The organism is Pseudomonas sp. TUM22785 (genome assembly GCF_028198105.1).
Taxonomy (GTDB): Bacteria; Pseudomonadota; Gammaproteobacteria; order Pseudomonadales; family Pseudomonadaceae; genus Metapseudomonas; species Metapseudomonas solani.
Map to the genome: position 1 here is coordinate 5109654 of NZ_CP116239.1, position 22424 is coordinate 5132077.

19 protein-coding genes are annotated in these 22424 nt (G+C 68.1%); 12 read left to right on the plus strand and 7 right to left on the minus strand.

Annotated features, from left to right (window positions below; translation table 11 throughout):
- Positions 1-23: 23 nt before the first annotated feature.
- Positions 24-1208, minus strand: coding sequence for a thiolase family protein (locus PI990_RS23000; RefSeq protein WP_021218428.1), 1185 nt, complete (start codon positions 1206-1208; stop codon positions 24-26).
- Between the two features lie 124 nt (positions 1209-1332).
- Entirely contained in the window at positions 1333-2820 is a 1488-nt protein-coding gene (gene pap / locus PI990_RS23005; protein ID WP_271658587.1) for a polyphosphate:AMP phosphotransferase, read from the minus strand.
- A gap of 232 nt (positions 2821-3052) precedes the next feature.
- On the opposite strand from pap, the gene mnmC reads away from it, so the two are divergent.
- The 11 genes from mnmC (at position 3053) to PI990_RS23060 (ending at position 17280) form a co-directional block, all read left to right on the plus strand.
- Complete coding sequence (gene mnmC, locus PI990_RS23010) at positions 3053-5029, plus strand: bifunctional tRNA (5-methylaminomethyl-2-thiouridine)(34)-methyltransferase MnmD/FAD-dependent 5-carboxymethylaminomethyl-2-thiouridine(34) oxidoreductase MnmC (RefSeq protein ID WP_271658588.1); 1977 nt, start codon at positions 3053-3055, stop codon at positions 5027-5029.
- 240 nt (positions 5030-5269) lie between these two features.
- Positions 5270-6742, plus strand: a complete 1473-nt coding sequence (locus PI990_RS23015) for an NCS1 family nucleobase:cation symporter-1 (protein ID WP_271658589.1) — start codon at positions 5270-5272, stop codon at positions 6740-6742.
- Between the two features lie 210 nt (positions 6743-6952).
- The gene (locus tag PI990_RS23020; protein WP_021218424.1) at positions 6953-7219 is read left to right on the plus strand and encodes a metal-sensing transcriptional repressor; all 267 of its coding nucleotides are present in this window, start codon (positions 6953-6955) and stop codon (positions 7217-7219) included.
- A gap of 25 nt (positions 7220-7244) precedes the next feature.
- Entirely contained in the window at positions 7245-7784 is a 540-nt protein-coding gene (locus tag PI990_RS23025; RefSeq protein WP_271658590.1) for a rhodanese-like domain-containing protein, read from the plus strand.
- On the plus strand, positions 7784-8521 hold the full coding sequence (locus tag PI990_RS23030; protein ID WP_021218422.1) for a sulfite exporter TauE/SafE family protein: 738 nt from the start codon (positions 7784-7786) through the stop codon (positions 8519-8521). Before PI990_RS23025 ends, PI990_RS23030 begins: the two co-directional genes overlap by 1 nt.
- A gap of 12 nt (positions 8522-8533) precedes the next feature.
- On the plus strand, positions 8534-9232 hold the full coding sequence (locus PI990_RS23035) for an MBL fold metallo-hydrolase (protein ID WP_271658591.1): 699 nt from the start codon (positions 8534-8536) through the stop codon (positions 9230-9232).
- A 136-nt stretch (positions 9233-9368) separates the two neighbouring features.
- The gene (locus PI990_RS23040) at positions 9369-11138 is read left to right on the plus strand and encodes an N-acetylglutaminylglutamine amidotransferase (protein WP_184487867.1); all 1770 of its coding nucleotides are present in this window, start codon (positions 9369-9371) and stop codon (positions 11136-11138) included.
- A 13-nt stretch (positions 11139-11151) separates the two neighbouring features.
- A complete protein-coding gene (ngg, locus tag PI990_RS23045) occupies positions 11152-12909 on the plus strand; it encodes an N-acetylglutaminylglutamine synthetase (RefSeq protein WP_271658592.1) in 1758 nt (585 codons plus the stop codon).
- 41 nt (positions 12910-12950) lie between these two features.
- Positions 12951-14147, plus strand: coding sequence for an osmoprotectant NAGGN system M42 family peptidase (locus tag PI990_RS23050; protein ID WP_021218418.1), 1197 nt, complete (start codon positions 12951-12953; stop codon positions 14145-14147).
- A gap of 62 nt (positions 14148-14209) precedes the next feature.
- Positions 14210-16969, plus strand: a complete 2760-nt coding sequence (locus PI990_RS23055) for a hybrid sensor histidine kinase/response regulator (protein ID WP_271658593.1) — start codon at positions 14210-14212, stop codon at positions 16967-16969.
- A 68-nt stretch (positions 16970-17037) separates the two neighbouring features.
- On the plus strand, positions 17038-17280 hold the full coding sequence (locus tag PI990_RS23060) for a YheU family protein (RefSeq protein WP_271658594.1): 243 nt from the start codon (positions 17038-17040) through the stop codon (positions 17278-17280).
- A gap of 51 nt (positions 17281-17331) precedes the next feature.
- Here PI990_RS23060 and PI990_RS23065 read toward each other — a convergent pair whose 3' ends face one another.
- The 5 genes from PI990_RS23065 to PI990_RS23085 form a co-directional block, all read right to left on the minus strand.
- Positions 17332-17742 (minus strand): VOC family protein, encoded by a 411-nt coding sequence (locus PI990_RS23065; RefSeq protein WP_271658595.1) that lies wholly within the window; start codon positions 17740-17742, stop codon positions 17332-17334.
- A 10-nt stretch (positions 17743-17752) separates the two neighbouring features.
- Positions 17753-18184: a YciI family protein gene (locus PI990_RS23070; protein ID WP_021218414.1), complete on the minus strand. Its 432-nt coding sequence runs from the start codon at positions 18182-18184 to the stop codon at positions 17753-17755.
- A gap of 304 nt (positions 18185-18488) precedes the next feature.
- Entirely contained in the window at positions 18489-19805 is a 1317-nt protein-coding gene (locus tag PI990_RS23075; RefSeq protein ID WP_031287368.1) for an ATP-binding protein, read from the minus strand.
- A 53-nt stretch (positions 19806-19858) separates the two neighbouring features.
- The gene (locus PI990_RS23080) at positions 19859-20536 is read right to left on the minus strand and encodes a response regulator (protein WP_021218412.1); all 678 of its coding nucleotides are present in this window, start codon (positions 20534-20536) and stop codon (positions 19859-19861) included.
- Between the two features lie 55 nt (positions 20537-20591).
- Positions 20592-21197 (minus strand): outer membrane protein, encoded by a 606-nt coding sequence (locus tag PI990_RS23085; protein WP_021218411.1) that lies wholly within the window; start codon positions 21195-21197, stop codon positions 20592-20594.
- Between the two features lie 392 nt (positions 21198-21589).
- On the opposite strand from PI990_RS23085, the gene PI990_RS23090 reads away from it, so the two are divergent.
- Positions 21590-22309: a 4'-phosphopantetheinyl transferase family protein gene (locus tag PI990_RS23090; RefSeq protein WP_271658596.1), complete on the plus strand. Its 720-nt coding sequence runs from the start codon at positions 21590-21592 to the stop codon at positions 22307-22309.
- Positions 22310-22424: the final 115 nt, after the last annotated feature.

The following is a 22424-nucleotide window of genomic DNA, read 5'->3' on the forward strand; positions in this document are numbered from 1 at the left end:
CATTGCGGCGTCCGTGGCGCGGATCAGCGCACCGCTTCGAACAGCCCGGTGGCGCCCATGCCGCCGCCCACGCACATGGTGACGATGCCGTAGCGCTTGCCCTGGCGCTGCAGCTCGCGCACCAGGTGGCCGACCTGGCGCGAGCCGGTCATGCCGAAGGGGTGGCCGATGGAGATGGAGCCGCCGTTGACGTTGTACTTCTCGTTGTCGATGCCCAGGTGGTCACGGGCATACAGGCACTGCGAGGCGAAGGCTTCGTTCAGCTCCCACAGGTCGATGTCGTCCACCGACAGGCCACGGGCCTTGAGCAGCTTGGGCACCGAGTAGATCGGGCCGATGCCCATTTCGTCCGGCTCGCAACCGGCCACGGCGAAGCCACGGAAGAAGGCCCGGGGCTTGAGGCCCAGCTCGATGGCCTTGTCCAGGCTCATCAGCAGGGTCATGGAGGCGCCGTCGGACAGCTGCGAGGAGTTGCCGGCGGTGACCGAACCGTCCTCGGAGAACACCGGCTTCAGCGAAGCCAGGCCTTCCAGGGTGGTGTCGGCGCGGTTGCAGTCGTCGCGGTCGACCACGCCGTCGACGATCTTCTTCTCGCCGGTGGCCTTGTCCTCGACCCCGTACTTGACGTTCATCGGCACGATTTCATCGTCGAACAGGCCGGCGGCCTGGGCACGGGCGGTGCGCTGCTGGCTCTGCAGGGCGTACAGGTCCTGGGCCTCGCGGGAGACGTTGTAGCGACGCGCGACGATCTCGGCGGTCTGGCCCATCGGGTAGTAGATGCCGGGGTGTTCCAGCTTCAGGCGCGGGTTGACGAAGTTGTCCTGGTTGATGCTTTTCAGCGTCAGGGTGATGGACTCGACGCCGCCGGCGACCATCACGTCGCTGCAGCCGGAAGCGATCTGGTTGGCGGCGATGGCGATGGCCTGCAGGCCCGAGGAGCAGTAGCGGTTCAGGGTCATGCCGGCGACGCCGATGCCCAGGCCCGAGAGCACGGCGACGTTACGGCCGATGTTGTGGCCCTGGGCGCCTTCGTTGGAACCGGCGCCGACCACGCAGTCGTCCACCAGCGTCGGGTCCAGGTCATTGCGCGCCAGGAGGGCGTTCACGCAGTGGGCGGCCATTTCGTCCGGCCGGGTCATGTTGAACTTGCCGCGGAAGGACTTGGCCAGGCCGGTCCGAACGCTGTCGACTATCACCACTTCACGCATGACGCACCTCTTTCTTGTGGGTTTGAGGACGGGTGTCCATTGACGATGGCCGGAGCATAAATCCACCCAATGTCGCAGGGCGACGATCATTCACCCTGCGTATGCGCGGCCATCGCCCGCCGGCTCAGCCCTTCTTGAAGGCCCGCTCCAACGCCTCGTTGAGGGTGCGCAGCACCTTCACCCGGGCATAGCGCTTGTCGTTCGCCTCGATCAGGGTCCAGGGCGCCAGCTCGGTGCTGGTGCGATCCACCATGTCGCCCACGGCGTCGACGTAGAGGTCCCACTTGTCGCGATTGCGCCAGTCCTCGTCGGTGATCTTGTAGCGCTTGAAGGAAGTCTCCTCGCGCTCCTTGAAGCGGCGCATCTGCTCGTCCTTGTCGATGGACAGCCAGAACTTCACGACTACGATGCCGTGGTCGTGGAGCTGCTCCTCGTAGTCGTTGATCTCGCTGTAGGCGCGCAACCAGTCGGCCTCCGAGCAGAAGCCCTCGACCCGCTCCACCAGCACGCGGCCGTACCAGGAGCGGTCGAAGATGGTGAACTGCCGGCGCGGCGGCACATGGCGCCAGAAGCGCCACAGGTAGGGTTGTGCGCGCTCTTCCTCGGTGGGCGCGGCGATGGGCACGGTGCGGTACTGGCGCGGGTCCAGGGCCCCGGTCACCCGGCGGATGGCCCCTCCCTTGCCGGCCGCGTCATTGCCCTCGAACACCGCCATCAGCGCGTGCTCGCGGAAGCGCTTGTCGCGCATCAGCCCGGCCAGCCGCGCCTGCTCGGCGTCCAATTGCTCTCGGTAATCGTCCTTGCTCAGTTTCAGGCTCAGGTCGAGGCTGCTGAGCAGCCCGCGGTTGTCCAGGCTGGAAACCAGCGGCGCCGCGTGGGGCTGCAGCACCGGGCGGTCCTTGCGCTTGAGCGCGGCCTGCAGCCCCTCGAGGATGATGCGGCCGACGCTGAGGCTGCGGTAGTTCTCGTCGACGCCCTCGACCACGTACCAGGGCGCGTAGTCGCGGCTGGTGCGGCGCAGCATGCGCTCACCGAAGCGCACGAAGCGGTCGTAGGTCTCGCTCTGCTTCCAGTCCAGCGGGTTGAGCTTCCAACTGCGCTGCGGGTCTTTCTCCAGGTCCTTGAGGCGCTGCTTGAGCTGCTTCTTGGACAGGTGGAACCAGAACTTGAAGATCAGCGCACCCTCGTCGCAGAGCATGCGTTCGAAGCGCTCGGCGAAATCGATGGCCTGGTCGAAACGGCCGTCCTTGATGTCACCCTCGACCCGCGCATGGAGCATCTGGCTGTACCAGTTGCCGAAGAAGATGCCGGTCTGCCCCTTGGCCGGCAACTTGCGCCAGAAGCGCCATTGAGGCGGCCGCGACAGCTCCTCGTCGGTGGGCAGCAGGAAACTCTCGACATGGATCAGGCGCGGGTCCATCCACTCGTTGAGCAGCTTCACCGTCTCGCCCTTGCCTGCGCCCTCGATGCCGTTGATCAGGATGATCACCGGGAAGCGTGCCTGCTGTTTCAGCTCGAACTGCGCCTCCAGCAATGCCTCGCGCAGCTCCAGCACCGCTTTCTCGTAGGTTTCCTTGTCGATGGAATGACCGATTTCCGCAGATTCGAACATGCGACTCTCCCAGGTTGGTGGAGAAAAAATAGCGGAAGACGGCTCCGCACGGGGTGAAAGATTCGACGAAGTCACAGGTTTCCCCAAGCCGACGCACTCTCTTTCCTCTAGGAGCGAGCCCTGCTCGCGAAGCGCCCGACGCCGCAACGCATCGCCCCAAGCGTCCCCCTGTCGCACGCTCCTGCCCGGCTTGATCGGCTACTATTCGCGCTTCGTTCCGCCGGGGTCCTCCATGTCCGATTTCCATCACGCGCTGCTCGCCTGGGACGAGCAGGGCCAGCCGTTGTCACGCGAATTCGACGACGTTTACTTCTCCCCCGTCTCGGGGCTCGACGAGACGCGCCACACCTTTCTCGACGGCAACGAACTGCCCCGGCGCTTCGCCGAACTGGCCGCCGGCGAGCGCCTGGTAGTGGGCGAGACCGGCTTCGGCACCGGCCTGAATTTCCTCAGCACCTGGCAGCTGTTCGACGAGCTGGCGCCGCCCGGTGCCCGCCTGCATTTCGTCAGCGTCGAGAAGTACCCGCTGGCCCGTGAAGACCTCGCCCGCGCCCTGGCGCTGTGGCCGCAACTGGCGCCCTTCTCCGGCGCCCTGCTGGACCAGTACCGCGCGGTGAACCCCGGTTTCCAGCGCCTGCTGTTCGCCGCAGGGCGGGTGACGCTGACGCTGCTGGTGGGCGATGCGCTGGACTGCCTGCCCGAGCTGGATGCCCGCATCGATGCCTGGTTCCTCGACGGCTTCGCCCCGGCGAAGAACCCGCAGATGTGGTCCCCCGAACTCTTCGCCCAGCTGGCGCGGCTGAGTGCACCGGGCGCCACCCTGGCCACCTTCACCAGCGCCGGTTTCGTACGCCGCGCACTCAAGGAGGCCGGCTTCCAGATCCGCCGTGCCCAGGGCTTCGGCAGCAAATGGCACATGAGCAAGGGCCGCTTCCTGGGCGAACCTACCAGCGCCGGCAAACCCTGGTTCGCCCGCCCCGCGCCCTTCGCGGGCGAGCGCCAGGTGCTGGTGATAGGCGCCGGCCTGGCCGGCTGCGCCAGCGCCGCCAGCCTCGCCGCCCGTGGCTGGCAGGTGACCCTGCTGGAGCGCCACGCCGGCGTTGCCGAGGAGGCTTCCGGCAATCCCCAGGGGGTGCTCTACCTCAAGCTTTCCGCCCACGGCACTGCACTGTCGCGCCTGATCGTCAGCGGCTTCGGCCATACCCGCCGGCTGCTCCAGCACCTGCAGCCGAACCAGGACTGGCAAGGCTGCGGCGTGCTGCAACTGGCCTTCGAAGCCAAGGAAGCCGAGCGCCAGGTGAGCCTGGCCGCCGCCTTCCCCGCCGGCCTGCTGCGCCGGCTCGACCGTGAAGAGGCCGAAGCCATCGCCGGCGTCGCCCTGCCCGCCGGTGGGCTGTTCTACCCCGAAGCCGGCTGGGTGCACCCGCCCGCCCTGTGCCGCTGGCTGGCCGGGCAGCCCGGCATCCGCCTGCTGCCCCACAGCGAAGCCTTGCAGCTGCGCCGCGAGAATGGCCGCTGGCAGGCGCTGGACGGTGAGCAGGTGCTGGCCGAAGCACCGATCGCGGTGCTGGCCGGCGCCGCCGAAATCCTCCGGTTCCCCCAGGCCAGCGGGATGCTGCTCAAGCGCATCCGTGGGCAGATCAGCCGCCTGCCGGCCACCGCCAGCAGCCGCGCGCTGGCCACCGTGGTCTGCGCCGAAGGCTATGTCGCACCGGTGCGCAACGGCGAACACACCCTGGGCGCCAGCTTCGACTTCCACAGCCAGGACCTGGCGCCGACCACCGCCGAGCACGCCGGCAACCTCGAGCTGCTGCGGGAAATCTCCCCGGACCTCGCCGAACGCCTGCAGGCCGAACAGCTCGACCCGGCGCTGCTGGAAGGCCGCGCGGCCTTCCGCTGCACCACACCGGACTACCTGCCGCTGGTAGGCCCGCTGTGCGATGCCGCCGCCTTCGCCGAAACCTATGCCGTGCTGGGCCGCGATGCGCGCCAGGTGCCGGATGCACCGGCGCCCTGGCTCGACGGCCTCTACGTCAACAGCGGCCATGGCTCACGGGGCCTGATCACCGCGCCGCTGGCCGCCGAGCTGCTGGCCGCCTGGCTGGACGACGAACCCCTGCCGGTGCCCCGCGATGTCGCCGAAGCCTGCCACCCGAACCGTTTCCCGCTGCGCCAGCTGATTCGCGGCAAGAACGCCAGCCGTACCTGACAGGTACGGCAGGGCTTCGCCGCCTCGGCCAGCGGAAAGCACCAGCAAGACTGAGCGCCGCCTCCCTTAATCCCTATAACCTCATATAAATCATGTAGTTATAGAGCATATCCACACCACCTCGCGCGCCCCCCGTCCTGCTGCGATTCGCCGTGGACCGCCGCACAATCCGCCGGCTGGAGCCTGTGCTCCCGCCGCCCCGCCCGGGGCGACCGCCCCCGAGGATGCGAGGAACCGCGGATGCCCCTCTCCCAGAACCAGGAGCCGATACGGCTGCCACTCGACCCCAGCCCCAGCCTCTATAACGACGACCTCGCCCCCAACAGCCCTGAAGCGCGGCATTGGGGCAGCTACAGCCTGTTCGCGCTGTGGACCAACGACGTGCACAACGTCGCCAACTACAGCTTCGCCATCGGCCTCTTCGCACTCGGCATGAGTGGCGGCCAGATCGTCGCCGCCATGGGCCTCGGCGCGCTGCTGATCTACGGGTTGATGAACCTTTCCGGCTATATCGGCCAACGCACCGGCCTGCCCTTCCCGGTGATCTGCCGGATCGCCTTCGGCATCCGTGGCGCGCAGTTTCCGGCGTTGATCCGCGCGGTGATCGCCGTCGCCTGGTTCGGCATCCAGACCTACCTCGCCTCCCTGGTGCTCGGCGTCCTGCTGCTGACCCTGGCACCGGGGCTGGCCGCCTGGAGCGGCGGCGATGTGCTCGGCCTGTCGCCCTTCGGCTGGGCCTGCTTCATCGGGGTGTGGCTGCTGCAACTGGCGATCATGGCCTACGGCATGGAAATGATCCGCCGCTACGAAGCCTTCGCCGGCCCGGTGATCCTGCTCACCCTCGCGGTACTCGCCGCCTGGATGTACTGGAAGGCCGGCCTGCGCATCGCCTGGGCCAGCAGCGAACCCGCCAGCGGCGCCGCCGGCTGGTTCCGCGTCTGCTCCGGCGCGGCCCTGTGGATCAGCCTCTACGGCACCATGCTGCTGAACTTCAGCGACTTCTCGCGCCACTGCCCCGATGCGCGCACCATCCGCCGTGGCAACTTCTGGGGGTTGCCGGTGAACATGCTGCTGTTCGGCTGCATCGCCGCGGTGCTCGCCGGCAGCCAGTTCGCCATCGACGGCCAGGTCATCACCAGCCCCACCGACATAGTCGCCGCCATTCCCTCCAAGCCCTTCCTGGTGCTCGGCTGCCTGGCGCTGCTGATCGTCACCGTGGCGGTGAACATCATGGCCAACTTCGTCGCCCCGGCCCTGGTGCTCTGCAACCTGGCGCCACGGCAGCTGAACTTCCACCGCGCCGGGTTGCTGGCCGCCGCCCTCGGCGCGCTCATCCTGCCGTGGCACCTGTACAACAGCCCGGAGGTGATCCTGTACTTCCTCGGTGCCCTGGGGGCACTGCTGGGGCCGCTGTACGGGGTGATCATGGTCGACTACTGGCTGGTGCGCCGGGGCCGGCTGGATATCCCCGCGCTCTACAGCGCCGCGCCCGACGCCGCCTACCACTACCGCCACGGCGTCAACCCGCGCGCCCTGGCCGCCCTGCTGCCGGCCGCCATCATCGCCATCGCGCTGGTGCTGCTGCCCAGCCTGGAGGCCCTCTCCAGCTTCAGCTGGTTCATCGGTGCCGGCCTGGCGTCGGTGTTCTACCTGCTGGTGGGCAACCGTCGCTACCGCTTCGATGTCTGGAAGGAAGCCTTCAAGCGCCACTGACGACGCCAGCCGGGCACTCATCCGCCCGGCGGCAACGCGTCGCAGCTGACAGCCCTACAAGGCGAATCTATACTCCCCCCTGTATAAACCCCAGGGAGTATTCGCCATGCCCTTCAGCCTTTCTCCAAGCCCCCGCGCCCGTGGCCAGGCCGCCAGCGGAGCGCGCGAGCCTTTCCCCTTCGCGCGCCCGGCCGTGGCGCCGGTGACGCCATGAGCGGCCCCACGCCGGAGCGCCAGGACGCCATGCTCAAGCGCCTGGCCCGGGTCGAGGGGCAGGTGCGCGGCATCCAGGCGATGATCCGCCGCGGCGAGTCTTGCGAGGCCATCGCCCAGCAGTTCTCCGCCGCCCGCAAGGCGCTCGACAAGGCCTACCAGGAGATGCTCGCCTGCCTGGTCGAGGAAACCGTTCTCGACCCGGATCGCGACGATGCCGAGACCCTGGCGCGGGTGCGCGCGATCTTCACCAAGTACACCTGACCCATACTCCACGGGAGTACCCGACATGAACGACACCATCCGCCTGATCGACGCACCGCGCTTCGCCGAACTGCACCAGCGGGGAGCGGCCCGCTTCCTCATCGACGTGCGCAGCCCGGCGGAATACCGCGCCGGGCACATCGCCGGCGCCCACAACGAACCGCTGGGCAACCTGGACCCCGTGCGCCTGGCCGAGCGCCTGCGCGGTGAGGGCCTGAACAGCGGCGACGAGCTTTACCTGATCTGCCAGAAGGGCCAGCGCGCGCGCCAGGCGGCCGAGCGTTTGAGCGCCCTGCTGCCGGGCGTGCAGGTGATCGAGGGCGGCACCGACGCCTGCCTGGCCTGCGGCATGCCCCGCGAAGGCAGCGGCGGCGGCCTGGAGCTGCAGCGCCAGGTGCAGATCAGCGCCGGCAGCCTGGTGCTGCTGGGCGTGGTCCTCGGCACCTGGGTGCACCCCGGCTGGTACCTGCTGAGCGGCTTCGTCGGCGCCGGCCTGACCTTCGCCGGGCTGAGCGGCACCTGTGGCCTGGCCCTGGTGCTCGCCCGCATGCCCTGGAACCGCTGATGCTTCTCGAAGCCCTCGCCATCGGCACCCTGCTCGGCCTGCTGCTCGGGCTGACCGGCGCAGGCGGCTCGCTGGTGGCCCTGCCCTTGCTGCTCAGCCTGCACCTGCCCCTGCGCGACGCAGTGGGCGTGAGCCTCGGCGCGGTGGCCCTCACCGCCCTGGTCGGCACCCTGCTGCGCCTGCGCCAGGGCCTGGTGGCCTGGCCGCCGGTGCTGCTGCTCGCCGCCAGCGGCCTGCCCGGCAACGCCCTGGGCCAGTGGCTCGGGCACTGGGTGCCGGAGGGCCTGCTGATCACCGGCTTCTGCCTGCTGGTGCTGTGGTCCGCCTGGCGCCTATGGCGCGGCGCCCAACAGTCACGCGCCGGCACGGGCCCACTGCGTTACCTGCCGTTGCTGGCCATCGGTCTGGGCGTGGGCGTGCTCTCGGGGCTGATGGGCGTCGGCGGCGGCTTCCTGGTGGTTCCGGCGCTACTCTGGTTCACGCCGCTCTCGGTCATGGCCGCCACCGCCACCTCCCTGGCGGTGGTCGTGGTGGTGTCCGGTGGCGGCTTCTTGCTCTACCTGGGGCAGGCCCAGCCCCCCGCGCTGCTGCTCGGCGCCCTGGCCTTCGGCGGCGCGCTCGGCATGCTGGTCGGCAACCGCCTGGCGTACCGCCTTGGCGGCCCGGCGCTGCAACGCCTGTTCGCGGTGCTGCTGGTGATCACCAGCCTGTCGGTGGCCCTGCAGAAACTGATCTGAGGAGATTGCACCATGCTGCTGCGCCAGCTCTTCGATGCCGAAAGCTCCACCTACACCTACCTGCTCGCCGACGCCGGCGAGGCGGTACTGATCGACCCGGTGAAGGAACAACTCGACGCCTACCGGCGCCTGCTCGACGAACTCGGGCTGCGCCTGGTGCTGGCCCTCGATACCCATACCCACGCCGACCACATCACCGCCCTGGGCGACCTGCGCGAGGCCACCGGCTGCCAGAGTGGATTCGGCGCCGAAAGCGGCAGCACCTGCGCCAGCTTCACTTTCACCGACGGCACGCGCCTGCGCTTCGGCGCCCGCGAACTGATCGCCTGGTACACCCCTGGGCACACCGCGGACTCCTACTGCTTCCTGCTGCCCGCCAGCCCGGCCGATGGCACTCCGGCGCGGGTGTTCACCGGCGACACCCTGCTGATCCGTGGCACCGGGCGCACCGACTTCCAGAACGGCGACGCCCGTGCCCAGTGGGCCAGCCTGGGGCGCCTGCTGGCGCTGGCGGACGACACCGAGGTGTGCCCCGGCCACGACTATCACGGCTGGACCCGTTCGAGCATCGCCGAGGAACGCGCCCACAACCCGCGCCTGCAGGTGGCCAACGCCGAGGCCTATGCGGCGCTGATGGCCAGCCTGCGCCTGCCGAACCCGCGCCTGATGGACATCGCCGTGCCCGCCAACCGCGCCTGCGGCCGCCCCTGAGGTGAGTTCCCGGTGCCACAAAGCGGCTCTTTGGCTAATAACTATTTGATCTAAACCATCCGCAAAAATACCGGTCGGACTCTTACTGCCTGCATAAAGCGGGCGGTATCCCCAACGGCAGAACCGGTAAGGACTTATGTGCGGCATTTCTGGAGAGTTACGCTTCGACAAACGACCCGCCGACCTGGCTGCGGTCGAACGCATCACCCATCACCTCGCCCCTCGCGGCCCCGACGCCTGGGGCTTCCATAGCCAGGGCCCCATCGCCCTGGGCCACCGCCGACTGAAGATCATGGACCTGTCCGACGGCTCGGCGCAGCCCATGGTCGAGCCCGACCTGGGCCTGGCGATGAGCTTCAACGGCGCCATCTACAACTTCCCCGAGCTGCGTGAAGAGCTGCAGGGCCTCGGCTACCGCTTCCGCTCCGGCGGCGACACCGAGGTGCTGGCCAAGGCCTGGCACGCCTGGGGCAAGGACATGCTGCCCAAGCTCAACGGCATGTTCGCCCTGGGCATCTGGGAGCCGGGCAGCCAGCGCCTGTTCCTGGCCCGCGACCGCCTCGGCATCAAGCCGCTGTACCTGTCGCGCACGGCCAGCCGCCTGCGCTTCGCCTCCAGCCTGCCGGCGCTGCTCAAGGGTGGCGACATCGACGGCACCCTGGACGCCGAGGCGCTCAACCACTACCTCAACTTCCACGCCGTGGTGCCGGCACCGCGCACCCTGGTCAAGGGCATCGAGAAGCTGCCGCCGGCCAGCTGGATGATGGTCGATGCCGACGGCAACATCGACCAGGGCACCTGGTGGAACCTCGACTACGGCCACCGCGCCGACGAGGCCGGGCTGCAACTGGCCGACTGGCGCGACCTGCTGCTGGGCAGCCTGCGCGATGCCGTCGCAGTGCGTCAGCGCGCGGCCCGCGAAGTGGGCGTGCTGCTTTCCGGCGGCGTCGACTCCAGCCTGCTGGTGGGCCTGCTGGCCGAGGCCGGCGTCGAGGACCTGCTGACCTTCTCCATCGGTTTCCAGGATGCCGGCGGCGAGCGCGGCGACGAGTTCGAGTACTCCGACCTCATCGCCCGCCGCTACGGCACCCGCCACCACCAATTGCGGGTCGGCGAGCACGAGATCATCGAGCAGTTGCCCGCGGCCTTCCGCGCCATGAGCGAGCCGATGGTCAGCCATGACTGCATCGCCTTCTACCTGCTCTCCCGCGAAGTCTCCAAGCACTGCAAGGTGGTGCAGAGCGGCCAGGGTGCCGACGAGCTGTTCGCGGGCTACCACTGGTACCCGCCGCTGGCCGACACAGCCGACCCCTTCGCCACCTACCGCGCGGCCTTCTTCGACCGCAGCCACGCCGACTACCGCGACACCGTACAGCCGGCCTGGCTCACCGGGGACGTGGCCGGCGACTTCGTCCGCGAGCACTTCGCCCGCCCCGGCGCCGAAGACCCGGTGGACAAGGCCCTGCGCCTGGACAGCACCATCATGCTGGTGGACGACCCGGTCAAACGCGTCGACAACATGACCATGGCCTGGGGCCTGGAGGCCCGCGTGCCCTTCCTCGACTACCGCGTGGTCGAGCTCTCCGCGCGCATCCCCTCGCGCTTCAAGCTGGGCGATGGCGGCAAGCAGGTGCTCAAGGAAGTCGCCCGCCAGGTCATCCCCCACGAGGTGATCGACCGGCCCAAGGGCTACTTCCCCGTGCCCGGGCTCAAGCACCTGCAAGGCAAGACCCGCGACTGGGTGCGCGAGCTGCTGCTGGACCCGAGCCAGGATCGCGGCCTGTTCAACGCCGCCACTCTCGAACGCCTGCTGGCCAACCCCGCTGAAGACCTGACCCCGCTGCGCGGCTCCAAGCTGTGGCAGATGGCGGCGCTCAACCTCTGGCTCAACGAGCAGGGGCTCTAAGGAGAGATTCGCGATGAAATTCTTTACCAGCCAGCAGTACGTGCAGAGCCAGCGTCTGCTGCGCGGCCAGGCGCCCTCCTACGAGCGCCTGCAGGCACGCCTGGCGGAAGAGCACAAGGATGAACAGCCGGAGCAGGTCCAGGTGTTGCACTGCGGCTGGGGCCGCCTGCTGCTGGGCCACACCTACCCGGACCCGGCCAGCCTGGCCCGCGAGCTGCTGGCCGAGAGCCCCGGCGAGCGGGACATCGCCCTGTACGTCGCGGCGCCCCAGCAGGTGCTGGCCCAGGCACCGCAGCAGCTGTTCCTCGACCCCTCCGACACCCTGCGCCTGTGGTTCACCGACTACCGCCCGGCGCGCCGGGCCTTCCGTGGCTTCCGCATCCGCCGTGCCCACAGCGAGGACGACTGGCAGGCCATCAGCCAGCTGTACCGCAGTCGCGGCATGCTGCCGGTGGATCACGACGCCATCACCCCGCGCCACCAGGGCGGCCCGGTGTACTGGCTGGCCGAGGATTCGGCCAGCAACCAGGTGGTCGGCAGCGTGATGGGCCTCAACCACCGCAAGGCCTTCCACGACCCGGAAGGCGGCTCCAGCCTCTGGTGCCTGGCGGTGGACCCGCAATGCAACCGCCCCGGCGTCGGCGAGGCGCTGGTGCGCCACCTCATCGAGCACTTCATGAGCCGTGGCCTGGCCTACCTCGACCTGTCGGTGCTGCACGACAACCGCCAGGCCAAGGCGCTGTATTCCAAGCTCGGCTTCCGTGACCTGCCGACCTTCGCCATCAAGCGCAAGAACGGCATCAACCAGACCCTGTTCCTCGGCCCCGGCCCGGAAGAGGACCTCAACCCCTATGCGCGGATCATCGTCGACGAGGCCCACCGCCGCGGCATCGAGGTGCGCGTCGACGACGCCCGCGCCGGGCTCTTCAGCCTCAGCCAGGGCGGGCGCAGCGTGCGCTGCCGCGAATCGCTGTCGGACATGACCAGCGCCGTCAGCATGACCCTGTGCCAGGACAAGACCCTCACCCACAGCACCCTGGCCCGCGCCGGACTCAGCCTGCCGGCGCAGCGCCTGGCCGGCACCGAGAAGGAGAACGCCGCCTTCCTCGCCGAACATGGCGCCCTGGTGGTCAAGCCGGTGGACGGCGAGCAGGGCAATGGCGTGGCCGTGGACCTGCGCAGCGCCGCCGAGGTGGAAGCGGCCATCGACAACGCCCGGCGCTTCGACAGCCGCGTGCTGCTGGAGAGCTTCCACCAGGGCCACGACCTGCGCATCGTGGTGATCGGCTACGAGGTGGTCGCGGCGGCGATCCGTCGCCCGGCCGAGATCGTCGGCGACGGCCAGCGCAGCATCCGCTCGCTGATCGAGGCGCAGAGCCGCCGACGCCAGGCCGCCACCGGTGGCGAAAGCCGTATCCCCCTCGACGACGAGACCGAACGCACCCTCAGGGACGCCGGCTACGGCTACGACGATGTGCTGCCCGAGGGCACCCACCTCGCCGTGCGCCGCACCGCCAACCTGCACACCGGCGGCACCCTGGAAGACGTCACCGGCATCCTCCACCCGCGCCTGGGCGAGGCGGCCGTCCGCGCCGCCCGCGCCCTCGGCATCCCGGTGGTGGGCCTGGACCTGCTGGTGCCCGCCGCCGACCAGCCGGACTACGTGTTCATCGAAGCCAACGAGCGGGTCGGCCTGGCCAACCACCAGCCGCAGCCCACCGCCGAGCGCTTCATCGACCTGCTGTTCCCCCTCAGCCAGCCGCTGTCCTGAGCCCCGGGCCTGCGGGCCCGGCACCTCGCCAAGGAGACGCCATGACTGCCAGAAAACTCCCCGAACCCGATATCAACTACCTGCGCCAGGTGCTCCTGGAGATGCTCGCCATCCCCAGCCCCACCGGTTTCACCGACACCATCGTGCGCTACGTCGCCGAGCGCCTGGAGGAGATGGGCATCCCCTTCGAGCTGACCCGTCGCGGCACCATCCGCGCCACCCTGCTGGGCCGGCAGAAGAGCCCCGACCGCGCGGTGGCGGCGCACCTGGACACCATTGGCGGCATCGTCCGCCAGATCAAGGACAACGGCCGCCTGGCCCTGGCGCCGGTGGGCTGCTGGTCCAGCCGCTTCGCCGAAGGCAGCCGCGTCAGCGTATTCACCGACACCGGGGTGATCCGTGGCAGCGTGCTGCCGCTGCTGGCCTCCGGCCACGCCTTCAACACCGAAGTGGACAGCATGCCCATCAGTTGGGACCACATCGAACTGCGCCTGGACGCCTACAGCTCGACCCGCGCCGACTGCGAATCTCTCGGCGTGTGCATCGGCGACTTCGTCGCCTTCGACCCGCTGCCCGAGTTCACCGAGAGCGGCCACATCAGCGCCCGCCACCTGGACGACAAGGCCGGCGTCGCCGCCCTACTCACCGCGCTCAAGGGCATCACCGAAGCCAAGCTGGTGCCGCCCATCGACTGCCACCCGCTGTTCACCATCACCGAGGAGATCGGCTCCGGTTCCGCCGGCGCGCTGCCCTGGGACGTCAGCGAATTCGTCGGCATCGACATCGCTCCGGTCGCCCCCGGCCAGCACTCCAGCGAGCATGCCGTCAGCGTCGCCCTGCAGGACTCGGCAGGCCCCTACGACTACCACCTCTCGCGGCACCTGCTGAAGCTGGCGGAAAAGAACGTAATCCCCGTTCGTCGCGACCTGTTCCGCTACTACCACAGCGATGCCCAGTCGGCGATCGCCGCCGGCCACGACACCCGTGCCGCCCTGCTGGCCTTCGGCTGCGACGCCACCCACGGCTACGAGCGCACCCACATCGACAGCCTGGAAGCCATGGCCCGGCTGCTGGGCGCCTACATGATGAGCCCGCCGGTATTCGCCAGCGACGCCGACAATGCGCAGAACTCCCTGGAGCCATTCAGCCACCAGCTGGAACACACCGCGCAGATGGAAAACGACACGCGCGTACCGACTGTCGGAAGTCTCGTAGGCAAGGGCGAAAGCGACGCTTGAAGGCCACCTCACATAAAGGCAAAGTGCCAGGCCACAGGTCATAAAAACCACGGGGTGAAAGGATGCCTCGCCTCTGTCTGGCGCTCCTGTTGTTCTGCCTTGCCGGCCAGGCCTGGGCGCTTCCGAGCGCCCCCCTCGACCGTGACGACCTGCGCCTGTCCCTGAGCCCCTTCCTGGGTTACCTCGAGGATCGGGACGGCACGCTGCAGGTCGGCGACCTGCGCAAGCTGCCCGACGAGGCCTTCACCCCGGTCCACGGCGAGCACGCCAACCTGGGCAAGAACAGCTCGGTCTGGTGGTTCAAGGTGCGCCTGGTCAACAGCCGCCAGCACCCGCTTTCGGGTTACCTGGAAGCCAACTACCCGTTGCTGGACCACATCAAGGTCTTCCTCTTCGAACCCGACGGCCACCTGCAGGAGCAGGAAAGCGGCGACAGCTTCGCCTTCGCCCAACGCCCGGTGCAGGTGCGCAACTTCTGGTTCCCCCTCGACCTGCAGCCCGGCAGCAACACCCTGCTGCTGCGGGTGGAAAGCACCAGCACCCTTTTCGTGCCGCTGTTCTTCAGCACCTATGGCGCCAGCGCTGCGGCCCAGGAAAACCTCATGGGGTTCAACGGCGCCTTCTACGGCGTGCTGTTCGCCATGTTCTTCTACAACCTGTTCCTCTACATCTCGCTGCGCGAGTCGGCCTACCTCTGGTACCTGGCCTACAACCTCAACGTCGGCCTGCTGGCCACCTGCTTCGACGGCATGCTGTTCAAGCTGCTGCCCGAACACGTGGCCTTCCAGTCGGTGAGCATTTACATCCTCATGTACCTGCACTGCCTCACCGCCGTGCAGTTCAGCCGCCACTTCCTCCACGCCAAGCAGTACTTCCCGCGCCTCGACACGGCGCTGCGGGTGGCGATGCTGGTGACGATGGCGATCTTCCTCTCGGCGCCGCTGATCGGCCTGCAGGCCTGGAACATCCTCGCCAGCCTCACCGTTTCCGCCGTCTCGCTGCTGCTCCTGCTGGCCGGCATCTACGTCTGGCGCCGCGGCGTGCGCTACGGCTCCTACTACACGCTGGCCTGGGGCATCCTGCTGTTCGCCTTCATCCAGGCCACCACCGGCTCGCTGGGCGTGGAGGTGCTGGGCATCTTCGGCGCCACGGTGGTGAAGATCGGCGTGACCATCGAGCTGATCACCCTGTCCATCGGCCTTGCCGACCGCATCAACACCCTCAAGGAAGAAGGCTTCCGCTCGCGCCAGGCGGCCGAGCAGGCCCATGTCGAAAGCCGCGCCAAGAGCCGCTTCCTGGCCAAGATGAGCCACGAGATCCGCACGCCCCTCAACGGCGTGCTGGGCATGCTGCAACTGCTCAAGGAAACCCCGCTGGACCGCAGCCAGCGCTTCTACGTCGACACCATCTCCAGCTCCGGCAGCGCGCTGATGGCGGTGATCAACGACATCCTCGACTACGCCCGCATCGAGTCCGGCAAGCTGACCCTGGAACACATCGAGTTCGACCTGGAGCAGTTGCTCTCCGACACCCTCAGCCTGTTCACCGCCCAGGCCCTGGACAAGCGCCTGCGCCTCTACATCAGCCTGGAAAGCGGCGTGCCGCGGCGCATCAAGGGTGACCCCACGCGCCTCAAGCAGGTGCTGATGAACCTGCTGAGCAATGCCCTCAAGTTCACCGCCGAAGGCCATGTGGCGGTGAACGTCTGCCGCCGCTCCAACTCCCTCGGCGACCCGCACCTGATCTTCGCCATCAGCGACAGCGGCATCGGCATCCGCAACGAGGCGCTGTCCCAGCTGTTCGACTCCTTCGCCCAGGGCGATTCCAGCACCACCCGCCGCTACGGCGGCAGCGGCCTGGGCCTGGCCATCAGCAAGGAGCTGGTGGAAATGATGGGCGGCCGCATCGAGGTGCAGAGCACGCCCGGCCAGGGCACGCGCTTCGCCTTCGACACGCCGCTGCAGGAGGGCACCGAGGAAGACGACGAGCTGCTGCGCCTGCTCAAGGGCAAGACCGCCCTGCTCACCTCCCTCGACGGCCTCGGCCTCGACGCCCTGAGCCGCCTGCTGGGCCGCTGGGGCATGCGCACCGAACGCTGCCAGACGCCCGAACGCCTGAACGAATACCTCGACGACTTCGCCGTGCCGCCGCTGCTGGTGCTGGTGGCGCCCTGGCCGGGCAGCGCCGCGCACTGGCTCGACTCCCTGCGCCCGCGCCTGGAACCGGGGCAGCGCATCCTCCTGCTATGCCCGCCCGAGCAATGCCAGAACCTGCCCCAGAGCAACGGCCTGCGCCTGATCGCCATGGCCCAGCCCCTGGCCGTGGTGCCCCTGCGCGAAGCCCTCGGCGACCTCTATCAGGAGCGCCGCCAGGAGCCGCGCCCAATCCTCAGCGAGGCCTTCAGCGACTCCAGCTCCGCCCCCTGCATCCTGGTGGCCGAGGACAACGCGGTGAACCAGTTGGTGGTGCAGGGCTTCCTGCGCAAACGCGGCTACCGGGTGCGCACCGTGGCCAACGGCGTGGCCGCAGTGAACGAATACGAGCGCGACCCGGCGGGCGTGCAACTGATCCTGATGGATTGCGAGATGCCGGAAATGGACGGTTTCGAGGCGACCAAGCGCATCCGCCAGTTCGAACGCAACCGCCAATTGGTGGCCGTGCCCATCGTCGCGCTGACCGCGCACATCCTCGACGAACACCGCGATGCCGGGTCCGAGGCGGGCATGGACGACTTCCTCGGCAAACCCCTGGACAGCGCCCTGCTCTTCGCCACCCTCGACCGCCTGCTGATGCGCCAGGACCTGCGCGAGGGCTCCGCCTGAGCCGACGCCCGCGCATGGCGTCGCGGCGGTCATCGCGCTAGGATCGCCGCCTGCCCCTGAGGTCCGCCATGCTGATTCCCCACCACCTGCTCGAAGCCGACACCCTCACCCGCCTGATCGAAGACTTCGTCACCCGCGACGGCACCGACAACGGCGACGAAACCCCGCTGGAAACCCGGGTCGCCCGGGTGCGCCGCGCCCTGGACAAAAAGCAGGCGGTAATCGTCTTCGACCCCGACAGCCAGCAATGCCAGCTGATGCTGCGCAGCGAAGTGCCGAAGGAACTGCTCGAGTCCGCCGAGGACGAGTGACAGCACCCGACGGAATCGACGCCCGACACGGTCGCTGCGCGTTTGCGCGGCTTACCGGTCCTTCTCGCAGTTGACCATCCACGGCACCCCGAAGCGGTCTTCGAGCATGCCGAAGCGCGCGGCCCAGAAGGTCGCCTCCAGGGGCATCTGCACCTTGCCCCCGGCGGAGAGCGCGGCGAACACGCGCTCGGCTTCCTTGATGGAATCGACATTGAGCGACACCGAGCAGCCACGGATGCCGTCATAGGGGTGTTCCGGCGTGGTGTCGGAGGCCATCAGCGACTGGTCGCCAATGGTCAGGCAGGCATGCATGGCGCGGTCGTGGAACTGCGCGGGCACATGCTCGGCGGCCGGTGATGCACCGAAGGTCATCACCTGCAGCTCGCCGCCCAGGGTCTGGTTGTAGAACTCGAAGGCCTCGCGGCAGTTGCCGGCGAAGATCAGGTAGGCATTGATACGCATGGTCAGCTCCTTATTGTTGTTTGTCGGCGGCCATCTGGGTGCGCTGACGCTCTTCCAGCTCACGCAGTTCCGGGGTGAATTCGGCACCGAAGTCTTCCATCGTGAAGATCTGGCGGATCTCGATGTCCGACTCGCCACTCATCGGGTTGGGGCAGCGCTTGACCCACTCGATGGCCTTCTCCAGGGATTCCACTTCCCAGATCCAGTAGCCGGCCACCAGCTCGCGGGTTTCCGCGAAGGGGCCGTCGGTCACCGTGCGGCTGCTGCCGGAGAAGGTCACCCGCGCCCCACGGGAACTGGGGTGCAGCCCCTCGCCCGCCTGCATGATGCCGGCGTCGATCAGCTCCTGGTTGTAGGCGCCCATCGCCGTGAGCAGCGCCTCGCTGGGCATCTCGCCGGCTTCCGATTCCTTCGTTGCCTTGACCATCACCATGAATCGCATCGTGTCGCTCCTTCTTGTTCGGGGTTCATGCCCGCCAGGCTGGCGGTTCTGTCCATTAGTCGAACGGGCTGCGCGGGTTTCGACAGCCCTTCGAAAAAAATTTCACGCGCATCGACTCCAGGGAGGAAATGCGCGCGGGCACGGAGGCGAATCACAGCTTAGTGGGTCTTCGAAATCACGCCGGTGACAGGAGGGATGGAACGCCGAACGGCGTTCCCTGGATGCGAATCTGCAGCCTCCTGCCACCTCGCGAACATCCGCCGCCAGGAAGGAAGCCGGATGAGCGGGGAAAACCCGCCAACCCTCAATGCAGGGGCAGGCGGATGCGGAACTCGGCACCGCCGAGGCTGGAGTCATCCAGGGCCAGTTCGCCGTCGAAGCTTTCGACGATGTCGCGGACCACGGCGGTGCCGATGCCCTGGCCAGGATGCTGGGCATCGAGTCGCTCGCCGCGCTTGAGGATGCGCGCGCGTTGGTCCACCGGCACGCCGGGGCCGTCGTCCTCCACCCGCAGCTCACAGAAATCGGCACCCTGCAGGGCGCTGACGCGGATATGGCCGAGGCACAGGCGGTAGGCGTTTTCCAGCAGGTTGCCGAGCAGCTCCAGCAAGGCGCCCTGTTCGACGGGCACGTCGAGGGCGGGGTCGAAGGCGCGTTCGACCCGTACCTGCTTGTCGCGGTAGACCTTGTCCAGCGCCTCGCAGAGCAGGTCGAGCAGCGGCGCCAGGCGCACGCGGTGGCGCACCAGGCCGCTCTTGCGCAGGGTGGCGCGCTGCAGCTGGTAGTCCACCTGCTGGCTCATGCGCTCGATCTGGCTGCGCAGTACATGGGCCTGCTCGGGGTTGGCGGATTTGTTGATGGTCTCGCTGACGCCCTGCAACACCGAAAGCGGGGTCTTCAGGCTGTGGGCCAGGTCATCGAGGGAGTTGCGGTAGCGCTCGCGCTGCAGGCGCTCGCTCTCCAGCAGGCGGTTGAGGGAACCGGTGAGGCGCAGCAGCTCGCGCGGGTGTTCCTCGCTGAGGGAGTCACGGGCGCCGGCTTCCACCTGGTCCAGCTCTTCGCTGAGCCGGCGCAGGCTGCGGAAGCCCCAAGTGAGGCCGAACCAGAGCAGCGTCAGCAGCAGCAACAGTGCAGCACCGAGCCACAGGTACAGCTGATGGACGAAGCCGTCGTGCATCACCTGGTAGTCGCTCATCGGCTGCATGGTGACCACGCTGAAGGCCGCGGCCTGGCCGCGTAGCAGGTCGATCTCCACGTCGTAGACGAAGAACTCGCGGCCACGCACGTCGTGCACTCGGGTGAACTCGTGGCCACGGCCGTCATAGCGGGGCTCGTAGTGCACGGATTCGTCGGTGGAGGAACGCGACTGCCAGACCAGCTTGCCGTCGCTGTCGTAGATGTAGCCGAGCTGGGTGGCGTCGAGGTTGTCGAATTCCTCGTCGGGCAGCTTGTCCGGCATGTCCAGGCGGCCGTCGACGATGCGCGCGGCGGCGATCAGCGCGCTGGCGTCGGCGGCCAGGCGCTTCTCGATGGCCTGGTCCAGGGCGTAGTCGAAGGCACTGCGCAGCAGGGGCAGCAGCACCAGCATGAACAGCACCGCCAGCGCCGTGGCGCCCAGCATCAGGCGCAGGCGCAGGGAAAACCCGGCGCGACGGCGGGGGCTGGCGGCGTGGCTCAACGGCAGCGCTCGGTGAACAGGTAGCCCTGGCCGCGCACCGTCTCGATGGGCTTGAAGCCGTGCTCGCCCTCCAGCTTGCGGCGGATGCGCCCGACCAGTACTTCGATGACGTTGGGGTCGCGCTCTTCGTCGCCGGGGTAGAGCTGCTCCATCAGCCGCTCCTTGGCCACCACCTGCTGATGGTGACGCATGAGGTACTCGAGAATGCGGTACTCGTAGGCGGTCAGCGCCATGGGCGCGCCATCGATCTGCGCCTGCTTGCGGTTGAGGTCGAGCAGCAAGGGGCCGGCCTCGATGGTGGACTGGACGAAGCCCGAGGAGCGCCGCAACAGGGCGTTGAGGCGCGCCTCCAGCTCTTCGAACTGGAACGGCTTGACCACGTAATCGTCGGCACCGGCGGCCAGGCCTTCGACCTTGTCCTGCCAGTTGCCGCGCGCGGTGAGGATGAGAATGGGGAATGCCTTGCCGGCACTGCGCAGCTGGCGGATGAGGTCGAGGCCGCTCATGCCGGGCAGGCCGAGGTCGATCACCGCAAGGTCGTGGTGGTATTCCTCGGCGCGGTACAGCGCCTCCTCGGCATCCGGCACCGCGTCGACTACGTGGCCCTGCTCGCCGAGGCGCGTATGGAGGTGATGGCGCAGCAGTGCCTCGTCTTCCACAACCAGCAATTTCATTGGCATTTCCTCAAGCAAAAAGCCGGGCACTTGGCCCGGCCGTGCATGGCACTGGTCAGAACTTGTAGCTGGCGCCCAGGTAGGCCTGCGAGCTGCTGTGCAGGTCCAGCGAGCCGAGCTTGTCACCGCCGTGGGGCGCGACTTCGGTGCTGGCATTGGTGCGCAGGTAACGATAGCCGGCCTCGATGGAGGTGTTCTTGTTCAGTTGCTGGAGGATACCGGCCTGCAGGCCCGCTGCGTAGCCGATGTCGCTGTCGCGGCGCATGCCGGTGCCGTCCTGTTCCAGCTTCACCAGGCCGAGGGTGGCACCACCGAACAGCTTGGTGTTGTTGTCGCCCAGGGGCAGGAAGACGTCATAGCTGCCGAGCAGGTTCTGCTGGCGCAGCTTGTTGCCACGGTCGGTGTCCGAGAAGTTTTCGTAGGTGGCGTAGTAGCGGCTGCTGTCATCCATCATGCCGGCCCGTACACCCCAGGTACCGGTCTTGTGGATCACCTTGTCCAGGCTCGGGTCACCGAGGTTGGCATTCAGCGCCGAGGAGTTCTGGATGTTGTTGTTGGTCTGGCCCCAGGTCAGGCTGACGAAGGGATCGGCTGCCTGGGCGGACGTGGCGGCGAAGGCCAGGCCGGCGGCGAGAGCGATAGGAGTCAGGATGCTTTTCATGAGGAGTTCCTCCGATGGATTTCAATTCGTGCTTGAACACGGAAGCCATCCTGCCTGGCGGGCACTGAACCGCCCCTGAACCCTCACTGAACCTCGGCTGAACGATCGGGAACGGGCATCGGAACACCCTCCTGAGACGGGCAGCCATGGCCACGGCACGAAAAAAAACGGGAGCCCCAGAAGGGCTCCCGTTCTCGATTCAGAGAAAACGCCCGGAGTCGACCAGTGGCCAGGACTCCAAGCTACAACCTCACCTGCGTTCCAGAAGAAACGCAGCGCTAGTCTGGCAAATAGCCCGCCTGGCATCCGTTTAGCTTTGGTAACCCGATTGCAAACATATGTAACCGGCGCAGAGGCTGGCCCCCATCGGGCCGGCACGGCAGAATGCGCCCATGACGCCCGCCCTCCCTGCCTTCTGTACCCCCCTGGAATCCGCCTGGCCCTTTGCCACGCCGCTGCCCGGCATCGCCCTGCGCGGTTGCCGCTTCGACCCGGCGCGGCTGGCCGAGCAGGACTTCGCCCGCTGCGCCATCGTCGCGCCCGCCACTATCCAGCGCTCGGTGGCCAAGCGCCGTGGCGAGTACCTGGCGGGCCGCCTCTGCGCCCGTGCGGCGTTGCTGGCCCTGACCGGGCGGGGCGAGGTGCCGGCAACCGGCGAGGACCGCGCGCCGATCTGGCCGGCCGGCGTCAGCGGCTCCATCACCCACGGCGCCGGCTGGGCGATGGCCCTGGTGGCACGCAAGGGAGACTGGCGAGGCCTGGGCCTGGACATGGAACAGCGCCTGGAACCTGAACGCGCCCTGCGCCTGGCCGAAGAGATCCTCACCCCCGCCGAACTGCAACGCCTCGCCCTCCTCCCCGCCGGAGAACAGGCCGAGCGCGTGACCCTGACCTTCTCCCTCAAGGAAAGCCTGTTCAAGGCGCTCTACCCGCTGGTGGGCAAGCGCTTCTACTTCCACGATGCCGAGCTGCTGTCGGTGGACGGCACCACACAAACCGCGCGACTGCGGCTGCTGATCGACCTGGCTGGGGAGTGGATGACGGGCACTGAGCTGGGGGGGCATTTCCAGCGTTATGACGACCGGCTGCTGAGCCTGGTGGCGGTGCGCTGAGCCGCCTGGGTCAGGTCTCGACGTAGGATGGGGCGGGCGGCGTTCCGCAAGCGCCGCGAAACCCATCACCTCCGAAGCGATGGGTTTCGTACCTCTAGCCATCCTACGTGTTGAA

Excerpts from the sequence above, each read along its gene's own strand:
- PI990_RS23085 (WP_021218411.1), bottom strand. The coding sequence starts at position 21,197 with ATGAAAAGCATCCTGACTCCTATCGCTCTCGCCGCCGGCCTGGCCTTC.
- PI990_RS23050 (WP_021218418.1), top strand. The coding sequence starts at position 12,951 with ATGACTGCCAGAAAACTCCCCGAACCCGATATCAACTACCTGCGCCAG.
- mnmC (WP_271658588.1), top strand. The coding sequence starts at position 3,053 with ATGTCCGATTTCCATCACGCGCTGCTCGCCTGGGACGAGCAGGGCCAG.
- PI990_RS23020 (WP_021218424.1), top strand. The coding sequence starts at position 6,953 with ATGAGCGGCCCCACGCCGGAGCGCCAGGACGCCATGCTCAAGCGCCTG.
- PI990_RS23060 (WP_271658594.1), top strand. The coding sequence starts at position 17,038 with ATGCTGATTCCCCACCACCTGCTCGAAGCCGACACCCTCACCCGCCTG.
- PI990_RS23025 (WP_271658590.1), top strand. The coding sequence starts at position 7,245 with ATGAACGACACCATCCGCCTGATCGACGCACCGCGCTTCGCCGAACTG.
- PI990_RS23075 (WP_031287368.1), bottom strand. The coding sequence starts at position 19,805 with ATGCTGGGCGCCACGGCGCTGGCGGTGCTGTTCATGCTGGTGCTGCTG.
- PI990_RS23015 (WP_271658589.1), top strand. The coding sequence starts at position 5,270 with ATGCCCCTCTCCCAGAACCAGGAGCCGATACGGCTGCCACTCGACCCC.
- PI990_RS23040 (WP_184487867.1), top strand. The coding sequence starts at position 9,369 with ATGTGCGGCATTTCTGGAGAGTTACGCTTCGACAAACGACCCGCCGAC.
- PI990_RS23035 (WP_271658591.1), top strand. The coding sequence starts at position 8,534 with ATGCTGCTGCGCCAGCTCTTCGATGCCGAAAGCTCCACCTACACCTAC.
- PI990_RS23070 (WP_021218414.1), bottom strand. The coding sequence starts at position 18,184 with ATGCGATTCATGGTGATGGTCAAGGCAACGAAGGAATCGGAAGCCGGC.
- pap (WP_271658587.1), bottom strand. The coding sequence starts at position 2,820 with ATGTTCGAATCTGCGGAAATCGGTCATTCCATCGACAAGGAAACCTAC.
- PI990_RS23000 (WP_021218428.1), bottom strand. The coding sequence starts at position 1,208 with ATGCGTGAAGTGGTGATAGTCGACAGCGTTCGGACCGGCCTGGCCAAG.
- PI990_RS23030 (WP_021218422.1), top strand. The coding sequence starts at position 7,784 with ATGCTTCTCGAAGCCCTCGCCATCGGCACCCTGCTCGGCCTGCTGCTC.
- PI990_RS23065 (WP_271658595.1), bottom strand. The coding sequence starts at position 17,742 with ATGCGTATCAATGCCTACCTGATCTTCGCCGGCAACTGCCGCGAGGCC.
- ngg (WP_271658592.1), top strand. The coding sequence starts at position 11,152 with ATGAAATTCTTTACCAGCCAGCAGTACGTGCAGAGCCAGCGTCTGCTG.
- PI990_RS23055 (WP_271658593.1), top strand. The coding sequence starts at position 14,210 with ATGCCTCGCCTCTGTCTGGCGCTCCTGTTGTTCTGCCTTGCCGGCCAG.
- PI990_RS23080 (WP_021218412.1), bottom strand. The coding sequence starts at position 20,536 with ATGAAATTGCTGGTTGTGGAAGACGAGGCACTGCTGCGCCATCACCTC.
- PI990_RS23090 (WP_271658596.1), top strand. The coding sequence starts at position 21,590 with ATGACGCCCGCCCTCCCTGCCTTCTGTACCCCCCTGGAATCCGCCTGG.